The following is a 22,961-nucleotide window of genomic DNA, read 5'->3' as shown; positions in this document are numbered from 1 at the left end:
GCAGGCTGCGGGAGCCAGTTCATTCGCGAACAAGGCGCTACAAAATATTCGAATAATCAGCTTCGATGCGATCCAGGCTCAAGTGATTGAGGAAGTTGGAGAAGCACATCCAGGCCGACAGCGCGTTCATGTCACGGAACTGGTCAGGCAGGTATTTGGGCGCCACCACCAGCCCTTCATCCACCAGTTGGCGCAGGGTACGCATATCTTCGAGGGTGGTCTTGCCACAGAACAACAACGGGACCTGTTCGAGCTTGCCCTTGCGCACGGCCAACTGAATATAGTTGTAAACCATGATGAAACCCTTGAGGTAGGACAAGTCTTTGGTGAATGGCAGCCCGTTGGGCGTCGAGCCGCGGAAAACCCGGCTGGCATTGCCGTAGCTTTCCGGCATGCCGAAGCCCTGCTCGCGATAGAACTCGAAGACCTGCAGGAAATCGGCGCCCTCCTCGGCCATGTGAATGGCGCGGGTGCGGTTGGTCAGCTTGCGCAGGCGGCTGGGGTAGGACGCAAACGCGATGACTTCCATGAGGATCGCCAGGCCTTCCTGGGTCACCGTCGACGAGGGCGGCCCCTTGGAGAGGAAGGTGCAGATCGGCTGGTTCTGGCCGTTGAGCGTGGTACCGACATGCACCAGCCCTTCATGGACCTCAAGCGCCCGGACATCGCGCTCGTTGAACATCGCGTCGGTGCGGATCTTGATGTAATCCGCACCGGCTGCGGCATCGGCGACGATACCGTCGGACTCGAACACCCGAATGGTTTCCTCGGCCTCGCCAAACACTCGGTTCAAGCGGGTTTGCAGCAAGGCCACGGCATCCTTGGCGGTCAGGATCTTCGGCTCGTCCTTCAGGTCGCCACGCCCGGCAATGTTGTTCAGGTAATCGGACAGCATCAAACCCAGGTCGGCCAGGGTCGGATCGCCGGCATGGAAGGCATCCGACGCGGCGCCATACAGTTCCTGGGAGATCAGTCCGAAATCCGGCGTGCCGCGCGCTTCGAGCATGCGGATTACCATGCGGTATTCCTTGCACATGCGGCGCATGATCTGCCCGACCGGGTTGAATTGCCCCAACTGGCGGGTGATATCGCGCTCGATGTTCTGGAATTCCAGCTTCAATGCCCCGGAATCGAAGCCCAACGGGCGATTCTCGTAGTAGGCACGATCAACGGCGGGGAGTGCCTTGCCTTTGGCGGCCAGAAAATCCTTGCGTACTTTTTCGTCCCACTTCACCGCATCCAGTACACGAATCGGCGTCTGGGCAACGACGATTCGATCCGATAACCCACGAATGGTTTGCTGGTACTCGTCCACCCGGTACTCCTTGGCTGGCGGGCTATTGCCCTACTACTTGGGTACACGCTGATAGCGTGCGACCTCCAGGAAAACATCGGAATTGGCCGGATCGTCGAGATAGCCGAACACCTGATCCAGAGGACTGGTGATCAGCAGGCCCTGTCCTATCCCGCTTTCCACTGACTGACCGTTGAGGTTTTTCTGCTCTACCCATTGCCTGAATCGATCCAGGTCCAGGTTATAGACAACCAATTCATGGCCATCAGTCACCTCAAAGCCAGCCATTACGTGGTGAGCGCCATATTTCTCCGGCAGTTGCGCCGACAGATACCAGCGGCTGCCATGCTCGGTCACCGTAAAACGGTACTCATCGCGATGCTTGCGATCACCTTTACGATAGCTGACAGCCTTGTAGAGGTTGCCGGTCACTCGGGAAACCTCGAGCTCCAGCGGCTCGCCCCAGGCATTCTTGCTGCTCCAGGCGCCCAGTAAACCGGCGGGAGCCGCGTCTGCGACAGGAATGCTGTCCTGGAAGGTCACCAGGCAACCGCTCAAGAGCAGGAACGAAAGCGCAATCAATACACGCCAGGCTTTCATGAAGCTCTCCAGAAAAAGGGGCCTCTCAGGTGAGAACCGAGGCATCGATCCCCAGCACCAGACGCATCTGGCGAGTGAGAATAGCGAGTATTTCTTCGTCCGCATGGTAGTGCGGACCATGAAGCAGACCCTGATATTCCATCCGGCGGATAATCCCCGTCAACACTTGAGCATCCTGATCGGGCTGCGACGAGCCGATGACCTGCAGAAACTGACAGGCACCCTGCAGCAGGATTCGCTGATGGGCAACGACCAGAATAGCCAACCGCGGGTTGATCAGGGCTTCATGATGAAAGGCATGCTCGGCGATCAGGTAGTCACGGCGGGTCAGCAACTGATGGCGGATGTATTCCATGGTCATCCGCGCAATATCATCGGCCAGACGCACGCGGTCAGCCGGGTTGGCGGTGCCGCGGGTCATCATTTCGCGCAGGACGGCTTCGGTGTTGTGCCAGAGCCGCGCCTGATAGGCAGCGCTGCGCTCGACATATTGGGCGAAGGCATCGGTCAGCAGATCGTCGATGTCCTTGAAGTAATAGGTGGTAGCCGATAGCGGTACGCCAGCTTCGGTCGCCACAGCCCGGTGCCGTACTGCGCGGACGCCATCGCGAATCACAATGCGCATGGTCGCATCGAGAATCTTCTGCCGACGCTGCTCGCTCCCTTCCCGACTGGCCTTGCGGCCCTGATACCTGACACTCCTGGCCACGGCGCTGGCAACGCCGGCGGCACCTTCTTGAGCGATTGTCACGACGGGTTTCCTTTCTGGTCTGACAGGGTTTTTCGCGAATGAATTCGCCCCTGCAGGCGGGAGCAAATTCATTCGCGAAAAACCGGGCGTTATAAAAAAGCCGCCCTGTTCGGGCGGCTTGTTGTGCAACTGATTACGCTTGCGGTCGCATGTGCGGGAACAGGATCACGTCGCGAATCGACGGTGAGTTGGTGAGCAACATCACCAGACGGTCGATACCGATCCCTTCACCGGCAGTCGGCGGCATGCCGTACTCCAGGGCGCGTACGAAATCGGCGTCGTAATGCATGGCTTCGTCGTCACCGGCATCCTTGTCGGCCACCTGGGCCTGGAAACGCTCGGCCTGGTCTTCCGCGTCGTTCAACTCGGAGTAGGCGTTGGCGATTTCACGGCCACCGATGAACAGCTCGAAACGGTCAGTGACGTTCGGGTTGTCGTCGTTGCGGCGCGCCAGCGGCGAAACCTCGAACGGGTACTGAGTGATGAAGTGCGGTTGCTCCAGCTTGTGCTCGACCAGTTCCTCGAAAATCATCACCTGCAGCTTGCCCAGGCCTTCAAAGCCCAGCACCTTGGCACCGGCCTTCTTGGCGATTGCACGTGCCTTGTCGATGTCATTCAGGTCGGCCGCGGTCAGCTCGGGGTTGTACTTGAGGATCGAGTCGAACACCGAGAGACGCACGAACGGCTCGCCGAAGTGGAACACCTTGTCGCCATACGGCACGTCGGTAGTGCCCAGAACCAGTTGCGCCAGTTCGCGGAACAGCTCTTCGGTCAGGTCCATGTTGTCTTCGTAGTCGGCGTAAGCCTGGTAGAACTCCAACATGGTGAATTCAGGGTTGTGACGAGTCGAAACGCCTTCGTTACGGAAGTTGCGGTTGATCTCGAACACTTTCTCGAAGCCGCCGACGACCAGGCGCTTGAGGTACAGCTCCGGCGCGATCCGCAGGAACATTTCCATGTCGAGGGCATTGTGGTGCGTCTCGAACGGCTTGGCTGCCGCGCCGCCAGGAATGGTCTGCAGCATCGGCGTTTCGACTTCCAGGAAGTCACGCTTCATCAGGAAGCTGCGGATATGCGCAATGACCTGCGAGCGAACGCGGAACGTCTCGCGCACGTCTTCGTTGACGATCAGGTCGACATAACGCTGACGGTAGCGCTGTTCGGTATCGGTCAGGCCGTGGTGCTTGTCCGGCAGTGGGCGCAGCGACTTGGTCAGCAGGCGCACGCTGGTCATTTCGACGTACAGGTCGCCCTTGCCGGAACGGGCCAGGGTGCCTTCTGCCGCGATGATATCGCCCAGGTCCCAGGTCTTGACCGCCGCCAGGGTTTCTTCGTCAAGGGTCTTGCGGTTGACATAGACCTGAATGCGACCGGTCATGTCCTGGATCACCATGAACGAGCCACGGTTAAGCATGATGCGACCGGCAACCTTGACTGGAATCGCTGCTTCGGCCAGCTCTTCCTTGGTCTTGTCGACATACTGTTTCTGCAGATCGTTGCAGTAGCTGTCGCGACGGAAGTCGTTGGGGAAGGCCTGACCCTTGGCGCGCTCGGCAGCAAGCTTTTCCTTGCGCAGGGCGATCAGGGTGTTTTCTTCCTGTTGCAGGGCTTGCGGGTCGAGTTGTTGGTCGCTCATGTCTTTAGATTTTCCATCACAGGTTCGTTGTCCCCCGCCATCGGCAGGGGATCGCGGGCAAGCCACGCTCTGGAGAACAGAGGTGGCTGCGCGTTCTTACAGGCCTTGCTTGAGGCTTGCGATCAGGTATTCGTCCAGGTCGCCGTCGAGCACCTTGTCGCAGTCGCTGCGCTCGATGTTGGTGCGCAGGTCCTTGATGCGCGAGGCATCCAGAACGTAGGAGCGAATCTGATGACCCCAGCCGATGTCGGACTTGGTGTCTTCCAGGGCCTGGGACGCCGCGTTGCGCTTCTGCACTTCCTGCTCGTACAAACGGGCCCGCAGCATCTTCATCGCGGTGTCCTTGTTCGCATGCTGGGAACGTTCGTTCTGGCAACTGACCACGGTGTTGGTCGGAACGTGGGTGATACGTACCGCCGAGTCGGTGGTGTTTACGTGCTGACCACCGGCACCGGAGGAGCGATACGTGTCGATCCGCAGGTCTGCCGGGTTGATGTCGATTTCGATGTTGTCGTCGATTTCCGGAGAAACGAAGACCGCCGAGAACGAGGTATGGCGACGGTTGCCGGAGTCGAACGGGCTCTTGCGGACCAGACGATGCACGCCGATTTCGGTACGCAGCCAGCCAAAGGCGTACTCGCCCTTGATGTGCACGGTCGCGCCCTTGATACCGGCGACTTCACCGGCGGACAGCTCCATGATGGTTGCATCGAAACCGCGCTTGTCGGCCCAGCGCAGGTACATGCGCAGCAGGATGTTGGCCCAGTCCTGGGCTTCGGTGCCACCGGAACCGGCCTGGATATCCAGGTAAGCGTTGTTGGGGTCCATGTCGCCACTGAACATGCGACGGAATTCCAGCTTTTCCAGCAGTTCGCGCAGGCGCTCGACTTCAGCAGCCACATCGTCGACGGCGGCCTGGTCTTCTTCCTCGGCGGACATCAGCAGCAGGTCCCTGGCGTCGGCCAGACCCGAGGTCATGTCATCCAGGGTTTCGACGATCTGCGCCAGCAAGGCACGCTCGCGACCCAGATTCTGTGCGTATTCGGGATTGTTCCAGACGTTCGGATCTTCGAGCTCGCGGTTTACTTCGGTCAGACGATCATGTTTGTGATCGTAGTCAAAGATACCCCCGAATGGTTTCGGAGCGCTCGGACAGGTCCTTGATGCTGTTTAGGATCGGGTTGATTTCCATGGTGGGCAGCACTCGCAGGCGAAATTTTCAAAGCCGACGAGTATACCTCAGCCTGCCCCCTGAAAGCAGCCCGTTGAGCATGCCTTATGGCATCGGACTGCATGCAGGAAGTTCAGCCCCCCACCGCGACCTGATTACGGCCACTGTTCTTGGCCAGATACAGGCCCTTGTCGGCATCGAGAATCAGCTGGCGGCTGTTGAGGCCGTTCTGCGGCGTCACGGTTGCCACGCCGATGCTGACCGTCAGCGTCGAACCCGGCGCCGGGGCGACGTGCGGGATATTCATGCCCGCCACGCTCTGCCGCAGTTTCTCGGCCAGCAACCGCACACCGCCGGGCGAGGTGTTGGGCAGGACCATTGCGAACTCTTCGCCGCCATAACGGGCCGGCAAATCGGACGGACGGCTGCAGTTGGCACGAATCGCCTTGGCGACCTGACGCAAGGCTTCGTCGCCTTCGAGGTGACCGAAGTTGTCGTTGTAGGCCTTGAAGTAGTCGACGTCGATCATCATCAACGACAACTGGCTCTGCTCACGAGTCGCCCGGCGCCATTCCAGCTCCAGGTATTCATCGAAATGCCGACGGTTCGACAGGCCGGTCAGGCCATCGGAGTTCATCAGGCGTTGCAGCACCAGATTGGTGTCGAGCAACTGTTGCTGGCTGACGCGCAGGGCACGGTAGGCCTCATCGCGTTGCAGCAGGGTCATGTAGGAACGCGAGTGGTAGCGGATGCGCGCCACCAGCTCGATGGTGTCCGGCAGCTTGACCAGATAGTCGTTGGCCCCTGCCGCGAACGCCGCGCTCTTGATCATAGGGTCTTCCTTGGTGGAAAGCACGATGATCGGAATATCCCGGGTCATGGGGTTGTTGCGGTATTCGCGCACCAGTGTCAGACCGTCCAGACCGGGCATGACCAGATCCTGCAGGATCACCGTCGGCTTGATCTGCACTGCCTGGGCAATGGCCTGATGCGGGTCGGCACAGAAGTGAAAGTCGATGGACTCTTCATTGGCCAGGCCGCGACGTACCGCTTCACCGATCATCGCCTGATCGTCTACCAGCAGTACCATCGCCGAGTTTTCATCAGGCGCCTTCAATTCTTCGGGCTGCACGTCATGCATGATGTGTCTCCTGGTCACCTGCGGCGGCTGAACTCACCTGAACAATCATTGGGCGAAGACCTCGCTCAGACGAGGCGCGATAGTCTGCAACGGCAGAATCTCGACAGCGGCATCAATTGCAGCGGCAGCCTTGGGCATGCCGTAAACCGCGGAACTGGCCTGATCCTGGGCAATCGTCAGATAGCCCTGTTCACGCATCATTTTCAGACCCTGAGCTCCATCTCGCCCCATGCCGGTCAATAAAACACCCACAGCATCACCATTCCAATAGCGGGCCACACTCTCGAAGAAAACATCGATCGAAGGCCTGTAGATTTCGTTTACAGGTTCGGCTGTATAAGCCAGCGTCCCGTCCTTCAACAAGCGGATATGGTGGTTGGTCCCGGCCAGCAGCACCTGGCCGCGTTGCGGCGGCTCGCCTTCACAGGCCAGGCGCACCGGCAATCCCGAAGCCGTACACAACCAGTCTGCCATACCCGCAGCAAATACCTGATCCACATGCTGCACCAGCACGACAGCCGCCGGAAAGTTCGCCGGCAGCCCTTTCAATAACACTTCCAGGGCCGCCGGGCCTCCGGCAGACGAGCCGATGGCAACCAGCCCTTCACGCATGGCAACCTTGCGCAGCGATGGCATCGCAACGCGCTCACGGCTGGTGCGCTGGCCGATCAGCCAGCCGATATTCAATATCTTGCGCAACAATGGCGCTGCGGCCTCGCGTGGATTGCCGGCACCGATTGCCGGTGTATCCACCACATCCAGCGCACCATGGCCCATTGCCTCGAACACACGATGGACGTTCTGTTCACGGTCAACAGTCACAATAACGATAGCGCAGGGAGTCTCCGCCATGATCTGGCGCGTAGCCTCGACGCCGTCCATGACCGGCATGATCAGGTCCATGAGAATCAGGTCAGGCGTGAGTTCGGCACAGCGCTGGACCGCTTCGGCGCCATTGGCGGCGACCCATACGATCTGATGCTCGGGCTCGAACGCCAATGCACGACGCAAGGCCTCCACGGCCATGGGCATGTCATTGACGATGGCTATTTTCATTCTTGTGCGCCCCCTATCAATTCCGCGACGGCATCGAGCAAGGCATCGTCGTGGAAGCTGGCCTTGGCCAGATAATAGTCAGCGCCCGCATCCAGGCCACGGCGCCGGTCTTCTTCACGATCCTTGTAGGAAACCACCATCACTGGCAAAGATTGCAAACGAGTATCACGACGAACCAGGGTCACCAACTCGATACCGTCCATGCGTGGCATATCGATATCGGTAATCAGCAGATCAAAGTCCTCGGCACGCAAGGCATTCCAGCCATCCATGCCATCAACGGCAACAGCCACCTCATAACCGCGGCCAACCAGCAATTTGCGCTCCAGTTCACGAACCGTCAACGAGTCATCAACTACCAGGACCCGTTTGCGCACCACATGGTCGACCTGACGATTGCGCCGGTCGATACGTTCGAGGCGTCCGGTATTGAGAAGTTTCTCCACCGACCGCAACAAGTCTTCGACATCGACGATCAACACCACCGAACCGTCGTCGAGCAGAGCACCTGCGGACACATCCTGAACCTTGCCCAGTCGCGCATCCAGCGGCATGACCACCAGCGTGCGCTCGCCGATGAAGCGCTCGACCGCCACGCCATAAACCGCGTCACGCTCGCGAATCACCACGACCTTGAGCGCTTCTTCGCTTCTCGGGGTTTGCGGACGATGCAACAACTGGCTGGCAGAAACCAGCCCGACGTGTCGGTCTTCATGCCAGAAATGCTGGCGCCCTTCCAGTTGCACGATGTCCTCGGGTTGCAGATCCCGCATGCGCTCGATATGCGCCAGCGGGAAGGCGTACGCCTCACCGCCGACATCCACCACCAGACTGCGCACCACCGAAAGCGTCAGGGGCATCTCGATGCGGAAGCGGCTGCCCTCACCCGACCATTGCTGCAGCTCGACACTGCCGTGCATCTGGCGAACCATATGCTGTACGGCATCCAGGCCGACGCCGCGGCCGGAGATCTGGGTGACCTTGTCGCGCATGCTGAAACCGGGCAGGAACAGAAAGCTCAACAGTTCTTCTTCGCTCAACTGCGCGGCGGTTTCCGCAGGCGACAGTTTGCGCTCGATGATATTGCGCCGCAGACGCTCAAGATCGACACCGTTGCCATCGTCGCTGAGTTGCACCACCAGCAGGCCGGCTTCATGGGAGGCGCGCAGGTGAATCAGTCCTTCAGGGTCCTTGCCCAGTTCGCGGCGGCGTTCGGGAGATTCGATGCCATGGTCCACGGCATTGCGCAGCAGGTGTGTCAGCGGCGCTTCGAGTTTTTCCAGGACATCGCGGTCGACCTGAGTCTTTTCACCCTCGATTTTCAATCGTATCTGCTTGCCCAGCTCACGCCCCAGATCACGCACCATGCGCGCCTGACCGTTGAGCACATCGGCGAACGGGCGCATGCGACAGGCCAGTGCAGTGTCGTACAGCAACTGAGCGCGCTGCCCCGACTGCCAGCCGAACTCATCCAGCTCGGCAGACTGCTGCATCAGCATCTGCTGCGCCTGGGACAGGAAATCGCGGGCATCGTCCAGAGCCTTCTGCGCATCAGGCTCCAGCCCGGCTTCGCTGAAACAGGCGCTCAGCGCCTCCAGCGCCCTGTCACTGCCAGCCTGCAGGCGCTTGAGACGCTGCATGCCAGCCTGCAAGGGCTTCATGCGCTGGGTTTCGACCAGGGCCTTGCTCGACAGATCGAGCAGCCCGTTGAGTCGTTCGGCGGTCACCCGCAAGACCCGCTCGCCACCATCGGACACACGCCGCTCGCGCGTTGCAGGCGTTGTCGGTTCTGGCTCGGCAGCAACAGGCTCGGCCGGCAACGGTTCGAGCGGAGCAGGTTCGGCAGGCGGATCAAGGCGCAAACCGGCCGCCAGGGCATCGAGGCTCGAACCATTGCTACCCGGCACAGGCACCAGCAATGGCTCGATCAGCGGCATCTCGCTGGCCGTCAACGGGTCCAGTAACGGATCCGCCAGCGGCACACTGACCGAACGCCCCGCTCCGACGCCGGAAGCCAATAACGCATTAACCCGCTCGACATAACTGTCGATATCGCCCTGCCCGACGCTGCTGTCGGTCGGGGTGGCAATGCGCATCAGCAAGTCGGTGCCCGACAGCAAGGCATCGATATGCTCGGGCTGCAACAGCAGTCGTCCTTCCTGGGCGCTGACCAGGCAGTCCTCCATGACATGCGCCACGCTGACCCCGTAATTGACCCCGACGATCCGTGCCGCGCCCTTGAGCGAGTGAGCTGCGCGCATACAGGCTTCAAGCTGATCGGCGAGGGTCGGGTTGCGTTCCAGTTCCAGCAGGCCGGCGCTCAACACCTGGGTCTGCGCTTCGGCCTCCAGAGTAAACAGCTCGAACAGTGAGGCATCGCGCATTTCATCTGGGGTCATGTAAGGCTCCGGTTGATCGCCGCCAACAACTCTTCTTCATCGAGCAAACGCAGACTGCGGCCCTTCCATTGCAGGACGCCGCGGGTAAATCGTGCATTGGCGTGCGTACCGGAAGCCGACGCCGCATTCAGATCCCGTTCTTCCATGGCATGAATGCCATCGACCTCATCCACCGGCACCACCACCGGCCCGCCTTCTGCGGCGATGATCAGCATGCGCGGGACGATTCGTCCGGATGTTGCAATGACCGTGTTGCTATCAAGCCCCAGCAGCTCGACCAGGGATATGCAGGCCACCAGCGCACCGCGCACATTGGCGACCCCGAGCAGGGCACGGGAGCGTTGATGCGGCAGCGAGTGGATCGGCTGGTCAGGCGCGACTTCCGCCAGACTGCGGGTCGCCAGCCCCAGCCACTCGTCACCCAGACGGAAAACCAGAATCGAGCGGGTCTGGACATCACGCAGCAACTGGCTGCCCTGGAACTGGTCACGGTGCTCCTGCTGCAGAGAGTAACGATCGAGCAGCCGGGTAGCCGCAGCGGAGTACACCGCACAGTTGCGGCAATGAATATGCTCCGGCAGCACCGGGCAGGAACGGTCACCGTGAATACCGATACGGTTCCAGCAATCATCGATGGCCTGGGCGTCGTCGTGAGTCAGACTCAAAAGATTGGACAGCCCCGTCATCGGTTGCTTCCTTGTTTATTGGCACCACGCGCCGCGCGGTCCTGCAGGCGACGCGCACCGGCGCTGTCGCCCTGGGCAGCCAGGAGCGCAGCCAGTTGCGCCAGGGATTCGGCGTGCTGCGGCTGCAAGTACAGCGCCTTGCGATAGAAGCCTTGAGCCTGCGCCGCATTGCCCTCCACTTCGCTGAGCAGCCCCAGCCAGTAGAACACTTGCGCCACCGGCTCGTGCTGTTGCAGGTAACGCTCGCAGGCAATCCGCGCCTCGGCGCTTTTGCCCTCGTTGGCCAGGCTGGCGATGCTCGCTAACTGGGCAGCTGTCTCGTCCTTGCCGCTGGTGATGGGCGCCGGCCTGGAAGCCACTGGAGGATTGGCGGGCGCATAAGGCCGCGGCGAAGGTTCGCGAGCTGGCGGCGGAGCCACGGTGCGGGCAATCGGTACCGGTTCGGCCAGCACAGACTCACTCTGCACAGGTGCGTGACGGAACGCGAAAGATTGGGCGATCCCGGTAGAACGCATGCCGACACGTGCCAGCAGATTACCTTCGGCCGGACCGATGAACAGCACGCCATCCTCCCGGGTCAGACGCTTGAGCACCTTGAAGACATGCCGTTGCGTCGGCTGGTCGAAATAGATCACCAGATTGCGGCAGAACACGAAGTCGTAAGGCTCCTGAGTCGCCAGATTCGGGTCAAGCAGATTGCCGGACTGAAAGTTGACCCGCGCCCGTACCCGTTCCTCGATCTGGTAGCCATCTTCCACCGGCTTGAAAAAACGCTCGCGGTAGCCAAGATCGCTGCCCCGGAACGAGTTCTTGCCATAGATGCCGCGACAGGCCTTCTGAATCGACAAGGGACTGATGTCGATGGCATCGATCCTGAAATGCTGGATGCCGATATTGGCATCCAGCAGTGCCATGGCAATCGAATACGGCTCTTCGCCTGTCGAGCATGGCAGGCTGAGAATCCGCAACGGCCTTGCATCGCCAAGCGGCAGCAGACGCTCCGCAACCAGCCTGGCCAGGGTCAGGAAGGACTCGGGATAACGGAAGAACCAGGTTTCGGGAACGATCACTGCCTCGATCAGGGCCTGCTGTTCCTCGGCCGAGCTCAGCAGCAACTGCCAATAGGCTTCGTCGTCCAGCGAATGGGTAGTTTGAAAGCGCTGACGCAACGCCCGAACAATGATCGCCTCCCCCACGGAAGTGACGTCCAGGCCGATGCGATCCTTGAGGAAAGCGAAAAAGCGCGAGTCATCGCTCATGGCGCATCCTCAAGAAGCTCCAGGTCGAGCGGCGCAATGGGATACAGCAGCTCGCGCACCGGCTCGGTCAGCAATTCCTGGACGTGAATCCATTGCAGCAGTCCCAGCTCGTCTTCGCGCACCGGCCCCAGATAGGGTGCCAGGCGATTCTCCAGGCCATACTCCTTGAACTGCGAAGCCGGGCAGCGCAGGGTTTCGGTCGCCTGCTCCAGGATCAGACCGAGCAACTGCGCAGGATGCGCCGCGTCATGTCGATAATGCACCAGCACCATGCGGGTGCTGGTACGGGCCGGTGCCGCCTGCCCCGAACTCAGCGCACTGATATCGATGACCGGCACGATTTCACCACGATGGGCAAAGATCCCCGCCACCCAATGCGGCACGTGAGCGATGGCCTTGAGTTTCACACGCGGCAGGATTTCGGCAATTTCAATCGCCTCCAGCGCGTAACGTTCCTCGCCAATACGGAACAACAGAAACAGCTTGTTCACGACCGGCGCAGGACCCTGGCGTTTGGACGAGTGATCCATCATGGCCGGATTCACACTTTGAAACGCGAAACGCCACTGCGCAGCCCTACCGCTACCTGACTCAACTCGTCGATGGCGAAACTGGCTTGACGCAATGACTCGACAGTCTGACTGCTGGCATCGGCCAACTGCACCAATGCCTGATTGATCTGCTCGGCGCCCGTAGCCTGGGCCTGCATGCCCTCGTTGACCATCAGCACCCGTGGCGCCAGGGCCTGCACCTGATGAATGATCTGCGAAAGCTGCTCGCCCACCTGGGTAACCTCGAACATGCCGCGACGCACTTCTTCGGAGAACTTGTCCATGCCCATCACGCCAGCCGATACCGCCGACTGGATCTCGCGCACCATCTGTTCGATGTCATAGGTAGCGACGGCAGTCTGGTCGGCCAGACGCCGCACTTCAGTAGCAACTACCGCGAAACCGCGACCGTATTCACCGGCCTTTTCGGCCTCGATGGCAGCATTGAGCGACAGCAGGTTGGTCTGGTCCGCGACCTTGACGATGGTCACCACCACCTGATTGATGTTGCCGGCCTTCTCGTTGAGGATCGCCAGCTTGGAATTGACCAGACTGGCTGCCCCCATCACCTGATGCATGGTGTCTTCCATCCGCGCCAGACCTTGCTGACCGGAACCGGCGAGGACCGAAGCCTGATCGGCGGCCGAGGTGACTTCGCTCATGGTGCGCACCAGATCCCGGGAAGTGGCAGCGATTTCCCGCGAAGTAGCACCGATTTCAGTGGTAGTGGCCGCAGTTTCAGTGGCTGTGGCCTGTTGCTGGCGGGAGGTGGCGGCGATTTCGGTCACCGAGGTGGTCACCTGCACCGAAGAGCGCTGGGCCTGGGCTACCAGGGCCGTCAGCTCGGTCATCATGTCGTTGAAACCGGTTTCCACCGTATTGAACTCATCCTTGCGAGCCAGATTCAGGCGCGAACTCAGGTCGCCGGTGCGCATGGTGTCGAGGATTTTCACGATGAGCTGCATCGGCGAGGTGATCGAGCGCATCAGCAGCAAGCCACAGGCACCGGCCGCGATGATCGCGATCAACAGGGAAAAGACCATGCTGATCTTGGCGCCCAATACCGCGGAAACGATGTTCTCGGTGGCCTTGTCCGCCAGGAGCTTGTTGGCGACGATGATGTCGTTGAGCTGTTTGCGCCCGTCACTCCAGACCGGGTTCACCTGCTCATAGAATTCCGAACGAGCACGGGGATAATCGCCCGCCCCGTAAGCGGTATGAACTTCCTTGAGCAGGCGGCTGTAGATTTCACGGCGCTTCTCGAACAGGGCGAAGTTGGCCCTTTCGGCGTCATCGAAAATGGACTTCTTGTAACCGTCGATCTGGTTCTGAAGGTTATCGTCGAAAGCTTCGAACTGGTCCTGCTCCTGCTTGGTCAGCGGGCGGGCGCGGCCTTCGCCGATCAGCTCCAGGGTGCGAATATAGCTCTCGCCCCATGAACTGCGGACCAGAGTGCTGTAATAGACACCTGGAAGTGCATCCAGACGGACCTGTTCCTCACTCGACTCGATCGACAACAAGCGCGAATAAGACACCACCACCATCAACAACATGATCGCGATGATGACGGCAAAACTCGCCAAAATCCTTTGGCGCAGGGTCCAGTTCTTCACAGTCAGCCCTCAAGAGTTCAACAACGGCTTCTGGCCGTGTTCAAGAAGCGGACCGACAGACGGTCCAAGCGGCCTGAGTATAGCCCAGCCTTTTGGGTATTAGCGTGTTGCCACCAAAGGAAATTGAAAGTGCCGTTATTGGCGGGCTGGCAAGGCAGGGAGGCCTGCAATCGTTGCCCGAAAAAACGGCCTGCGACGGGGGAGTTGTAAGCGGGAAACCCTGAGGGTCCGCAAGCCCGAGTGCGTCCTTGTACAAGGCTTCATTCAGGCTTGCCACGGGGGCTGGATAGCGACTGCCTGTCAACGGCAAAAAGCCGTTTACTGCGCTTGACGCACCTGCTCTTCCAGCTCGGCCCGAAGCCCCGGAGCCAGCTTCAACTGGCGCGCCAGCTCGTCCAGATACGCCCTTTCCATGAAGTGTTCCTGATCCACCAGAATCACGCTGGCGATGTACATTTCGGCTGCCATTTCCGGCGTTTTTGCCGCCCGCGCCACTTCGCAAGGGTCCAGAGGCTTGTTCAACTCGGCATGCAGCCAGTGTTGCAGCTCATTATCGTTGCTCAGCTTGCTGAACTCGCCCTCGATCAATTCACGTTCACGCTCGTCGACATGCCCGTCCGCCTTGGCGGCCGCCACCAGAGCCCGCAGGATCGCCTGGCTGTGTTCCTCGGCCTGAGACTCGGGCAAGCGGTCGATGGTCTGTGGCTCGCGCTGCGCGCTGACGCCCTGGCTGGCCTGCCAGTTGTTATAGGCCTTGTAGGCCAGCACACCGAGTGCTGCCAGCCCGCCATAGGTCAAGACCTTGCCACCCATCCCGGACGAACGCTTGCCCTTGAGCAGACTCATCGCCCCGGCCGCCAATGCGCCACCGCCGGCTCCGGACAACAGGCTGCCCAATCCGCCGCTGCTGCTACCGGATTTGGAACCGGAAATCAGACTGCCGAGGCCTTTGACCAGTGCATCGCTGCCCGAAGAACGCTTGCCGGACTTGCCGCTGACCTTGTCTTGCAACATGCTTTGACCAGACTTGAGCAACTGATCGAGTAAACCACGGGTATTCATAAGAAACCTCCATAAGGCTTGTCAGATGATTCATTGACCAGCAGGTTAAAGCGAAGTCTCGAACGGTTGATTTCAGGTGTGCATCTGAATGTTGCAGATGGCCTGCCCCCGAGAGCAACAAGGCCTTCGTAAAGAGCAGGAAAAGTTAAACCCGCCGAAGGTGCAACCCTGATCCGTTTCAAGGGTCAACTCACTCAAGAAGACCTTACGCCGTAGCCCGGCGCATTGATAATCGGTCCTGAAAGCCTATGAACAGCCCATTCCACCAGCGTTGCCGTACCGGAGCCTGCCTGACGTGACCTCAAGCACTGGTTTTCCTGCTGGCACAGGTGAAGCGGCCCGGATTATCCGGGACAAGGATTGGAGCCAGACACCTCTGGGGCCGATAGAGCACTGGCCTGCCTCATTGAAAAGCACCCTGAACCTGATGCTGAACTCGCCGGAGTCCATGTATCTGCTCTGGGGGCCGCAACTGATCTTCTTCCATAACGATCCCTACACCCCCATTCTCGGACCGCGCAAAGGCAAGGCCATCGGCGAGCGGATTGCCGAACTGTGGGCCGATGTCTGGGATCAGGTTTCGCCTCTGGTCGAGGACGCCATTGCCGGAAAATCCTGTCATTGCACGGACATGCCCCTGACCATGGCACGCTACGGCGAACCCGAACAAACCTGGTGGTCGTTCTCGTTTTCCCCGGTCATTGATGAGCATGGCGTGACCGTCGGCGTGTTTTGCATCACCAATGAAACCACTCGCCACGTCCTGGATCAGCAGGCGCTGGAGTCCAGCGAGCGCAAACGCCAGGCGTTGATCAGCAACTTGATCGAACTGGAAAAGCATCAGTCCGCCCAGCTGGAACAGCGCACTGCCGAATTGAATACGTTCTGGGAGATTTCCCCGGACCTGCTGGCAATGGTCGACTTCAGCGGTTATTTCCTGCGGGTCAACCCGGCCTGGGGCGTGATTCTGGGACGAGAGCCGGAGGAACTGGTCGGAACATCGATCCTGGATCTGGTTCACCCTGACGATGTATCAAGGACCCAGGACGCTCTGCAGCATGCCATTGACCAAGTGCTGCCGCTGTTTGAAAACCGCTATATGCACAAGGATGGCAGCTATCGCTGGCTTGGCTGGACCGCTGCGCCGGGCAATAGCCTGATCTTCGCGCTGGGCAAGCACATCACTCAGGAAAGGCTGCATTCCGAAGCCTTGCGCGTGGCTGAAGAAGCCTTGCGCCAGTCGCAGAAAATGGAGGCTGTCGGGCAACTGACCGGTGGCCTGGCACATGACTTCAATAATCTGCTGATGGGGATAACCGGCAATATCGAGCTGCTTCAGTCACGGGTGAACCAGGGCCGCATGGACTTGGGACGCTATATCACCTCGGCCCTGGAAGGCTCCAGGCGTGCGGCAGCCCTCACTCATCGGCTGCTGGCCTTCTCCCGCCGCCAGACGCTGGCCCCGAAAGCCACGCATGTCGATCAACTGGTCACCGGCATGGAGGAGTTGATCCGCCGCACCGTCGGGCCTGGCATCGACATGCAGGTAAGGCCCACCGAAGATCTGTGGGCAACGATGGTCGACCCGCATCAACTGGAAAACTCGCTGCTCAATCTGTGTATCAATGCCCGGGATGCCATGCCGGACGGCGGTACGATAATCATCGAAACCGGCAACCGCTACCTGGATGCCTCGACAGCGGCCAGACATGAAATGCAGGCTGGGCATTATGTGGCGCTGTGCGTCAGCGATACCGGCACCGGAATGTCCGAAGAAGTGGTGGGTCGGGCATTCGATCCGTTCTTCACCACCAAGCCCATCGGCATGGGCACGGGCCTCGGTCTGTCGATGGTCTATGGCTTTGCCCGGCAATCCGGCGGCGGTGTCAGCATTGACTCGCAGCCCGGCAAGGGCTCGAAGATCTGTATCCTCCTGCCGCAGTTCGTCGGCGAAAGCGAACCTGTCGAATACGCCATCTGCCTGGGATCCGAGCCCAGGCCGGCCACTGGCAGCGAAACCATTCTGGTGGTGGATGACGAACCGGCCGTACGCGCCTTGATGACCGAAGTCCTCGAAGAGCAAGGCTATACCGTGCTGCAGGCCGAGCAGGGAGCCGCAGCCCTGGTGATTCTGCAATCGAAAGCGGCGGTTGACTTGCTGATCACCGATGTCGGTCTGCCGGGCGGCATGAACGGGCGTCAGGTGGCCGATGCGGCCAGAACGGTGCGTCCTGAGCTGAAGGTGCTGTTCGTGACCGGCTACGCCGAAAACGCCGCCCTGGACCAGGATAACCTGGAGCCGGGTATGCATATCCTGACCAAGCCGTTCTCCATCACCGCCCTGAGCAGCCGCATCACGGCACTGCTCGATGGATCGGCTCAGGAGCTTTCCTGAGCCGTTGCGCTGCAATGCTCAGTCGCGCAGATCAGACTCATGGATCGGCTGGTCACGATGAGTCGCTCGCTGATACTGCGCGGGCCAGACCGCCTTGCGTCCACCCAGATCGTCATCGGCATGCAGCGGCCAGTACGGGTCACGCAGCAACTCCCGCGCAAGCAGAATGATGTCGGCCTGACCGGTACGCAGGATATGTTCGGCCTGGGCCGGCTCGGTAATCAGGCCGACCGTACCGGTGGCAATCCCTGATTCCTTGCGGACCCGCTCGGCAAAGCGCGTCTGGTAACCGGGACCGACCGGAATTTCGGCATTGGCCGAAGTACCGCCCGAAGAAACATCGATCAGGTCGACACCCAACGCTTTCAGACGACTCGCCAGTTCCACCGTCTCGTCGGGGTTCCAGCCATCTTCCACCCAGTCGGTGGCTGACACCCGGACGAACAGCGGCAATTCTTCCGGCCAGACATCGCGCACGGCCTGAGTCACTTCCAGGGTCAGGCGGATACGGTTTTCAAACGAGCCGCCATACTGGTCGGTACGTTGATTGCTCAGCGGCGAGAGAAACTGATGCAGCAGATAGCCATGGGCAGCGTGAACCTCGACCACCTTGAATCCGGCGATCAGCGCACGACGGGCGGAATCGACAAAGGCCTGGATCACGCCCTGGATCTGCGCTTCGCTCAGTTGCACCGGCGCTGTATGTTGCGGGTCGAAAGCAATTGCCGATGGTCCCCATGGCTTCCAGCCACCTTCGCTCTCGGGCACGCTGCCGTGCTTGCCCAGCCAGGGACGCCAGGTGCTGGCCTTGCGACCGGCATGAGCCAGCTGGATACCGGCTACCGAGCCCTGGGCGGTGATGAAACGGGTGATGCGCTGCAACGGCTCGATCTGCTCATCGCTCCACAGGCCAAGGTCCTGGGACGTGATGCGACCGTCTGCGGTAACCGCGACAGCTTCACTGAACACCAACCCTGCCCCGCCCACGGCGCGACTGCCCAGATGGACCAGATGCCAGTCGTTGGCCAGGCCATCGACACTAGAATACTGGCACATGGGCGAGACAGCGATACGGTTGGGCAGGTTGAGCTGGCGAAGGGTATAGGGTTCAAGCAGCAGGCTCATGGCGACCTCTCAAGTTGAAAATCAGGCGCTGGACTTTTTTCGTCTACAGAGCCTAGTCGACAACATGAAAAGAGGCCGGGTTCCGCCTGACTAGCGGGGCGCGATATGGGTCACCATCAACTGCACGGTTTCATTGCCGCGAAACTCGTTGAGATCCAGCTTGTAGGCCAGCTCTACCCAGCGAATATTGGGATTGGGCCAGATGTCGCGATCAACGCCGAAGGCAATGCCATCGAGCTTTACACTGCCGCATTCGGTCTTGAGCACCATTTTCAGGTGACGCTCGCCGACCACACGCTGCTCGACCAACTGAAAGACGCCATGAAACAACGGCTCGGGAAAATGCTGGCCCCATGGACCGGCGTTACGCAGGGCTCGCGCCAGTTCCAGATGAAACTCTTCGACCGCCAGAGTGCCATCGGACAGCAAGCGGCCCGTGAGGTCGTCTTCATTGAGTTGACGACGCACTTCCAGATCGAAGGCTTCGGCAAACATTGGAAAGTTTTCTTCCGGCAAGGACAGGCCGGCCGCCATGGCATGCCCGCCGAACTTGCTGATCAGGTGCGGGTGACGGGCGGCAACTGCGTCCAGCGCATCACGAATGTGAAAGCCGGGCACCGAGCGAGCCGAGCCCTTGAGCACGCCCTCACCGGCACTGGCGAAGGCAATGGTCGGACGGTGATAACGCTCTTTCATGCGCGAAGCGAGAATACCGATCACGCCCTGATGCCAGTCCGGCTCGAACAGACACAGGCCGAACGGCATGGACTCCACCGGCAGATCCTTGAGCTGGGCCAGTGCTTCGCGCTGCATGCCTTGCTCGATGGACTTGCGGTCCTGATTCAGCTCATCCAGTTGCACGGCCATTTCCCGCGCCATGAGCGGATCGTCACAGAGCAGACATTCGATGCCCAGACTCATGTCATCCAGACGACCGGCAGCATTCAGGCGCGGGCCGAGGATGAACCCCAGGTCGGTCGAGGTGATGCGCGACGGATCGCGACGCGCCACTTCGAGAATCGCCCGCAATCCCGGACGGGCACGGCCAGCACGAATACGCATCAGGCCCTGATGCACCAGGATGCGGTTGTTGGCATCCAGCGGCACCACGTCGGCAACGCTGCCCAATGCCACCAGATCCAGCAGATCACCCAGGTTCGGCTCGGCGCGCTGATTGCTCTCGAACCAGTTGATCTCGCGCAAACGCACGCGCAAGGCCATCAATACGTAGAAAATCACCCCGACACCGGCCAGCGACTTGCTCGGGAAGGTGCAACCGGGCTGGTTGGGGTTGACGATGGCATCGGCCAGCGGCAGTTCATGACCGGGCAAGTGGTGATCAGTGACCAACACTTGCAGCCCCGCTGCCTTGGCCGCTGCCACACCTTCGACGCTGGAGATGCCGTTATCCACGGTAACCAGCAATTGCGGCTGACGCTGCAGGGCCACAGCGACGATTTCCGGGGTCAGGCCGTAACCGTACTCGAAACGATTGGGCACCAGATAATCCACATGTGCCGCGCCAAACAGGCGCAACCCCAATACGCCGACCGAACTGGCGGTAGCACCGTCGGCATCGAAGTCACCGACGATCAGGATCCGTTGGCGCTGCTCAAGCGCAACAACCAACAACTCGACAGCCGCATCGATCCCCTTGAGCTGCTGCCAGGGAATCAGTCGCTTCAGGCCCTTGTCCAGTTCAGCTTCGGACATCACCCCTCTTGAAGCGTACAGCCGGGTAAGCAAGGGCGGCAGGTCGCCCAGAAAAGGCAGGGTGTCGGGCAACAGACGAGGTTCGATGCGCATGCGGTTCAGCTGATTCTCTATGGTTTCAACAATCGGATCGGGTCGGTCAGAGCCAGGCGGTCAGCCGCGCTCACCGGCCAACCATTGCAACTGCACTTCGTGCTGACCGCGATCATCGGTCACGAACACGGTGCCTTCACTGATCATCACATCCCATTTGATGACCCGCGGCATATCCTTGGCCAGCTCTTCCAGAACGTCCTGCGGTACCGCTGCGATGTTGACGTTCTTCAGATTCTTGACCGCCGGAACCACCTTGCCTTCCCAGACCCGCAGACTGCCGTAGGCCAACAGGCTGGTGCGCTCGGTACGTCGCGAACACCAGGTCAGGCGATCGGCGTCGGGCTGGCCCACCTCGATCCAGTGCAGGACACGGTCATCGAGACTTTTTTCCCAAAGGGCTGGTTCGTCTACTTCAGACAGTCCACGACCAAACGATAATTGCTCGTTGTACCAGAAGGCATAGGCGAGCAGACGCACGGTCATGCGCTCTTCCGTCTCGGACGGGTGGCGGGCGATGGTCTGCTTGACGCTTTCATAGACTCCACGATCAAGATCGGTGAGGTTCAGTTCAAACTTGTAGGTCGTGGACGGCTGGGCCATGAACGGGCTTCTAGAGTCGGGGAAAAGGCGCAAGTCTAACCGATACCGGGCCGGCGAACGACCTTGGCAGGCAATCGGCAGCCAGAGCATTCGCGCGGCCTGCAAAATCCACTGGCCTGATCGTGAACATTGATGCAACTTAAGGCAGCGGAAAAGGCCATCATCTTGACTCGGATGTCAGGAATCAAAGGACTTGTGACGCCAGCGGCGCAACAACGATCCAATCACCGTCTGTTCACTTGAACAATAATTTTCGGGGATGAAACCAGGGAATGTCTTCTCTTGCCTCGCAGTCTGCAAGATCGCATCTGGCCCGGCTACTGCTGGCAATGGTGTTGTCCGGGTTACCTTGCATCAGCCAGGCTAAAGAGACCCTGATCTGGCTCCTGCGTGACATGCCGCCCGCAACGATATTTTCCGGGCCCTACCAAGGGCAGGGAGCCATCGATCAATTCATGCCGATCCTGACCGCCCGGATGCCCGAGTACGAACATGTGCTGATGCGGGTCAATCGAGCACGTGGCACACAGATGCTCAACGACCCTACACTCACCTGCGACCCCACCTTGTTGTGGACTCCGTTACGGGCCAGGACCATCGTCTTTTCGATTCCGACCTACATCGTGCTCAGCAACGGACTGGTGGTGCGCAAGAACGACATGCAGCTATTCACGCCGTTCATTACCGACGACCACATCGATCTGCTCGCACTGATGAACAGCAAGACCATCAAGCTGGGTGTTGTGGCCGAGCGCAGTTACGGGATCGTGATCGATGAGATTCTCAGCCACACGCCGCGGGAGGAGTTGAGCGAGCACTATGGCAACGATGCGGTCGGCAGCCTGCTGCAGATGGAGCGGCTAGGGCGCCTGCAGGCATTGATCAGCTACTGGCCCGAAGCTCGCGCCCAGGCCATGCATCAGGGAATCAATCCGGAAGAACTGGTGTTCCTGCCAGTCAAGGACACGCCCAAATACCAGTTCACCCACATTGGCTGCTCGGATAACCCCAAAGGCCGGCAAGCCATGGAAATCATCAACCGGGAAATGCGCAGCCTGCGCGAAACCAGCTTGTTGAATCTCTACGCAAACTGGCTGGAGCCGGAATTTCGCCCGCAATACATCCGTGACGCCAAGGCGTTCTTCGAGGCAAATTAGATAAAAGAAACCCCGGGCAGAGGGGAAGACTGCCCGGGGCAAACACCTGGGAGGTTTTCGATCACCGGAGCACAATGATCGTACCTGCCACAATTAATCTGAACGCGGTTGACGGATAAGGTTCCTGACTCGTTCAAGACTCAGGCAAACGCCGGGGCAACGAACGCACGACTCATGGCTGCATGGCGCGTTGCAGCAATCACACAAGGCTCGATCCGCCCTTCGGCAACCATCAGATCCCGGCGCAAACCGTCCACGACATCGGTCAGTTGGCGCTTGTCGCGTAATTGATCGGCACTGAAACTGCGCTCGATCACAATGGCACCTGCCGCATCTTTCAGCGTCACCAGGCGCTCTCCACGAGAACCTTCCGGGCTGAGGCTGGCCTGGTAGGGAGCCAGCGCTTCACTTAACAGTAAGCTGATATTTTCCATCTGGATCACCACTCAACAGTTTGAATGCAAAGGTGCTTATCACTGACCATCGGCAAGCGCGGAAAGTTCTTTTGCCTGCACGGATGACTGGACGGCTCAGATGACCGAGCATGCCTGCCAAATATGACAAGGAAAAAACCGCGGATCAGATCAGCTCATCAGCTATAGGAATATTCACCCGTACAAACATCCAGAATCCTACAAACCCGCTCTAGCTCAAGG

At 59.9% G+C, this 22,961-nt stretch carries 19 protein-coding genes; 2 read left to right on the top strand and 17 right to left on the bottom strand.

Annotation, left to right across the window (positions count from 1 at the left end; genetic code table 11):
• Positions 1 to 37: 37 nt before the first annotated feature.
• The 13 genes from ALQ04_RS26165 to ALQ04_RS26105 all read right to left on the bottom strand — a co-directional run bounded on the left by ALQ04_RS26165 (position 38) and on the right by ALQ04_RS26105 (position 15,219).
• Positions 38 to 1,315 carry a flavohemoglobin expression-modulating QEGLA motif protein gene (locus ALQ04_RS26165; RefSeq protein ID WP_122318679.1) on the bottom strand — a complete coding sequence of 426 codons (1,278 nt, stop codon included), beginning with the start codon at positions 1,313 to 1,315 and terminating at the stop codon, positions 38 to 40.
• 33 nt (positions 1,316 to 1,348) lie between these two features.
• Positions 1,349 to 1,894: a hypothetical protein gene (locus tag ALQ04_RS26160; RefSeq protein WP_122318678.1), complete on the bottom strand. Its 546-nt coding sequence runs from the start codon at positions 1,892 to 1,894 to the stop codon at positions 1,349 to 1,351.
• Between the two features lie 25 nt (positions 1,895 to 1,919).
• A complete protein-coding gene (locus ALQ04_RS26155; protein WP_122318677.1) occupies positions 1,920 to 2,645 on the bottom strand; it encodes a TetR/AcrR family transcriptional regulator in 726 nt (241 codons plus the stop codon).
• Positions 2,646 to 2,778: 133 nt separating this feature from the next.
• On the bottom strand, positions 2,779 to 4,281 hold the full coding sequence (gene lysS, locus ALQ04_RS26150; protein ID WP_122318676.1) for a lysine--tRNA ligase: 1,503 nt from the start codon (positions 4,279 to 4,281) through the stop codon (positions 2,779 to 2,781).
• Positions 4,282 to 4,377: 96 nt separating this feature from the next.
• Positions 4,378 to 5,473, bottom strand: a protein-coding gene (prfB, locus tag ALQ04_RS26145) for a peptide chain release factor 2 (protein ID WP_122318675.1) whose coding sequence is annotated in 2 segments (ribosomal slippage) — positions 4,378 to 5,400 and positions 5,402 to 5,473 — 1,095 coding nt in all. Because the reading frame shifts where the segments join, the coding sequence is not laid out codon by codon here.
• Between the two features lie 112 nt (positions 5,474 to 5,585).
• Complete coding sequence (locus ALQ04_RS26140; RefSeq protein ID WP_122318674.1) at positions 5,586 to 6,593, bottom strand: PleD family two-component system response regulator; 1,008 nt, start codon at positions 6,591 to 6,593, stop codon at positions 5,586 to 5,588.
• Between the two features lie 45 nt (positions 6,594 to 6,638).
• The gene (locus ALQ04_RS26135) at positions 6,639 to 7,649 is read right to left on the bottom strand and encodes a chemotaxis response regulator protein-glutamate methylesterase (RefSeq protein WP_122318673.1); all 1,011 of its coding nucleotides are present in this window, start codon (positions 7,647 to 7,649) and stop codon (positions 6,639 to 6,641) included.
• Entirely contained in the window at positions 7,646 to 10,048 is a 2,403-nt protein-coding gene (locus ALQ04_RS26130) for a hybrid sensor histidine kinase/response regulator (protein WP_122318672.1), read from the bottom strand. Before ALQ04_RS26130 ends, ALQ04_RS26135 begins: the two co-directional genes overlap by 4 nt.
• The gene (locus ALQ04_RS26125; RefSeq protein ID WP_122318671.1) at positions 10,045 to 10,734 is read right to left on the bottom strand and encodes a chemotaxis protein CheW; all 690 of its coding nucleotides are present in this window, start codon (positions 10,732 to 10,734) and stop codon (positions 10,045 to 10,047) included. The genes ALQ04_RS26130 and ALQ04_RS26125 overlap by 4 nt, the downstream gene beginning before the upstream one ends.
• Positions 10,731 to 11,993, bottom strand: coding sequence for a protein-glutamate O-methyltransferase CheR (locus ALQ04_RS26120; RefSeq protein WP_122318670.1), 1,263 nt, complete (start codon positions 11,991 to 11,993; stop codon positions 10,731 to 10,733). Before ALQ04_RS26120 ends, ALQ04_RS26125 begins: the two co-directional genes overlap by 4 nt.
• Positions 11,990 to 12,526 (bottom strand): chemotaxis protein CheW, encoded by a 537-nt coding sequence (locus ALQ04_RS26115; RefSeq protein WP_122318669.1) that lies wholly within the window; start codon positions 12,524 to 12,526, stop codon positions 11,990 to 11,992. The genes ALQ04_RS26120 and ALQ04_RS26115 overlap by 4 nt, the downstream gene beginning before the upstream one ends.
• An 8-nt stretch (positions 12,527 to 12,534) precedes the next feature.
• Entirely contained in the window at positions 12,535 to 14,157 is a 1,623-nt protein-coding gene (locus ALQ04_RS26110; protein WP_122318668.1) for a methyl-accepting chemotaxis protein, read from the bottom strand.
• Positions 14,158 to 14,475: 318 nt separating this feature from the next.
• The gene (locus ALQ04_RS26105; protein ID WP_122318667.1) at positions 14,476 to 15,219 is read right to left on the bottom strand and encodes a tellurite resistance TerB family protein; all 744 of its coding nucleotides are present in this window, start codon (positions 15,217 to 15,219) and stop codon (positions 14,476 to 14,478) included.
• 295 nt (positions 15,220 to 15,514) lie between these two features.
• Here ALQ04_RS26105 and ALQ04_RS26100 point away from each other — a divergent pair, with 295 nt between their 5' ends.
• Positions 15,515 to 17,614 (top strand): PAS domain-containing sensor histidine kinase, encoded by a 2,100-nt coding sequence (locus tag ALQ04_RS26100; protein WP_122318666.1) that lies wholly within the window; start codon positions 15,515 to 15,517, stop codon positions 17,612 to 17,614.
• 18 nt (positions 17,615 to 17,632) lie between these two features.
• On the opposite strand, the gene ALQ04_RS26095 is transcribed toward ALQ04_RS26100, so the two are convergent.
• The 3 genes from ALQ04_RS26095 to ALQ04_RS26085 form a co-directional block, all read right to left on the bottom strand.
• Positions 17,633 to 18,739: an NADH:flavin oxidoreductase/NADH oxidase gene (locus ALQ04_RS26095; protein ID WP_122318665.1), complete on the bottom strand. Its 1,107-nt coding sequence runs from the start codon at positions 18,737 to 18,739 to the stop codon at positions 17,633 to 17,635.
• A 90-nt stretch (positions 18,740 to 18,829) separates the two neighbouring features.
• On the bottom strand, positions 18,830 to 20,545 hold the full coding sequence (gene recJ / locus ALQ04_RS26090; protein WP_122318664.1) for a single-stranded-DNA-specific exonuclease RecJ: 1,716 nt from the start codon (positions 20,543 to 20,545) through the stop codon (positions 18,830 to 18,832).
• Positions 20,546 to 20,605: 60 nt separating this feature from the next.
• Positions 20,606 to 21,148, bottom strand: a complete 543-nt coding sequence (locus ALQ04_RS26085) for a YaeQ family protein (protein ID WP_122318663.1) — start codon at positions 21,146 to 21,148, stop codon at positions 20,606 to 20,608.
• 272 nt (positions 21,149 to 21,420) lie between these two features.
• Here ALQ04_RS26085 and ALQ04_RS26080 point away from each other — a divergent pair, with 272 nt between their 5' ends.
• On the top strand, positions 21,421 to 22,305 hold the full coding sequence (locus ALQ04_RS26080) for a TIGR02285 family protein (RefSeq protein WP_122318662.1): 885 nt from the start codon (positions 21,421 to 21,423) through the stop codon (positions 22,303 to 22,305).
• 140 nt (positions 22,306 to 22,445) lie between these two features.
• On the opposite strand, the gene ALQ04_RS26075 is transcribed toward ALQ04_RS26080, so the two are convergent.
• Entirely contained in the window at positions 22,446 to 22,739 is a 294-nt protein-coding gene (locus ALQ04_RS26075) for a DUF3509 domain-containing protein (protein ID WP_122318661.1), read from the bottom strand.
• Positions 22,740 to 22,961 lie beyond the last annotated feature (222 nt).

The organism is Pseudomonas cichorii (assembly GCF_003700275.1).
GTDB classification, from domain to species: domain Bacteria; phylum Pseudomonadota; class Gammaproteobacteria; order Pseudomonadales; family Pseudomonadaceae; genus Aquipseudomonas; species Aquipseudomonas cichorii_B.
This window is presented reverse-complemented; position numbering and strand designations above follow the sequence as displayed.

Excerpts from the sequence above, each read along its gene's own strand:
- ALQ04_RS26160 (WP_122318678.1), bottom strand. The coding sequence starts at position 1,894 with ATGAAAGCCTGGCGTGTATTGATTGCGCTTTCGTTCCTGCTCTTGAGC.
- lysS (WP_122318676.1), bottom strand. The coding sequence starts at position 4,281 with ATGAGCGACCAACAACTCGACCCGCAAGCCCTGCAACAGGAAGAAAAC.
- ALQ04_RS26140 (WP_122318674.1), bottom strand. The coding sequence starts at position 6,593 with ATGCATGACGTGCAGCCCGAAGAATTGAAGGCGCCTGATGAAAACTCG.
- ALQ04_RS26135 (WP_122318673.1), bottom strand. The coding sequence starts at position 7,649 with ATGAAAATAGCCATCGTCAATGACATGCCCATGGCCGTGGAGGCCTTG.
- ALQ04_RS26130 (WP_122318672.1), bottom strand. The coding sequence starts at position 10,048 with ATGACCCCAGATGAAATGCGCGATGCCTCACTGTTCGAGCTGTTTACT.
- ALQ04_RS26125 (WP_122318671.1), bottom strand. The coding sequence starts at position 10,734 with ATGACGGGGCTGTCCAATCTTTTGAGTCTGACTCACGACGACGCCCAG.
- ALQ04_RS26120 (WP_122318670.1), bottom strand. The coding sequence starts at position 11,993 with ATGAGCGATGACTCGCGCTTTTTCGCTTTCCTCAAGGATCGCATCGGC.
- ALQ04_RS26115 (WP_122318669.1), bottom strand. The coding sequence starts at position 12,526 with ATGATGGATCACTCGTCCAAACGCCAGGGTCCTGCGCCGGTCGTGAAC.
- ALQ04_RS26105 (WP_122318667.1), bottom strand. The coding sequence starts at position 15,219 with ATGAATACCCGTGGTTTACTCGATCAGTTGCTCAAGTCTGGTCAAAGC.
- ALQ04_RS26095 (WP_122318665.1), bottom strand. The coding sequence starts at position 18,739 with ATGAGCCTGCTGCTTGAACCCTATACCCTTCGCCAGCTCAACCTGCCC.
- recJ (WP_122318664.1), bottom strand. The coding sequence starts at position 20,545 with ATGCGCATCGAACCTCGTCTGTTGCCCGACACCCTGCCTTTTCTGGGC.
- ALQ04_RS26085 (WP_122318663.1), bottom strand. The coding sequence starts at position 21,148 with ATGGCCCAGCCGTCCACGACCTACAAGTTTGAACTGAACCTCACCGAT.
- ALQ04_RS26080 (WP_122318662.1), top strand. The coding sequence starts at position 21,421 with ATGTCTTCTCTTGCCTCGCAGTCTGCAAGATCGCATCTGGCCCGGCTA.
- ALQ04_RS26075 (WP_122318661.1), bottom strand. The coding sequence starts at position 22,739 with ATGGAAAATATCAGCTTACTGTTAAGTGAAGCGCTGGCTCCCTACCAG.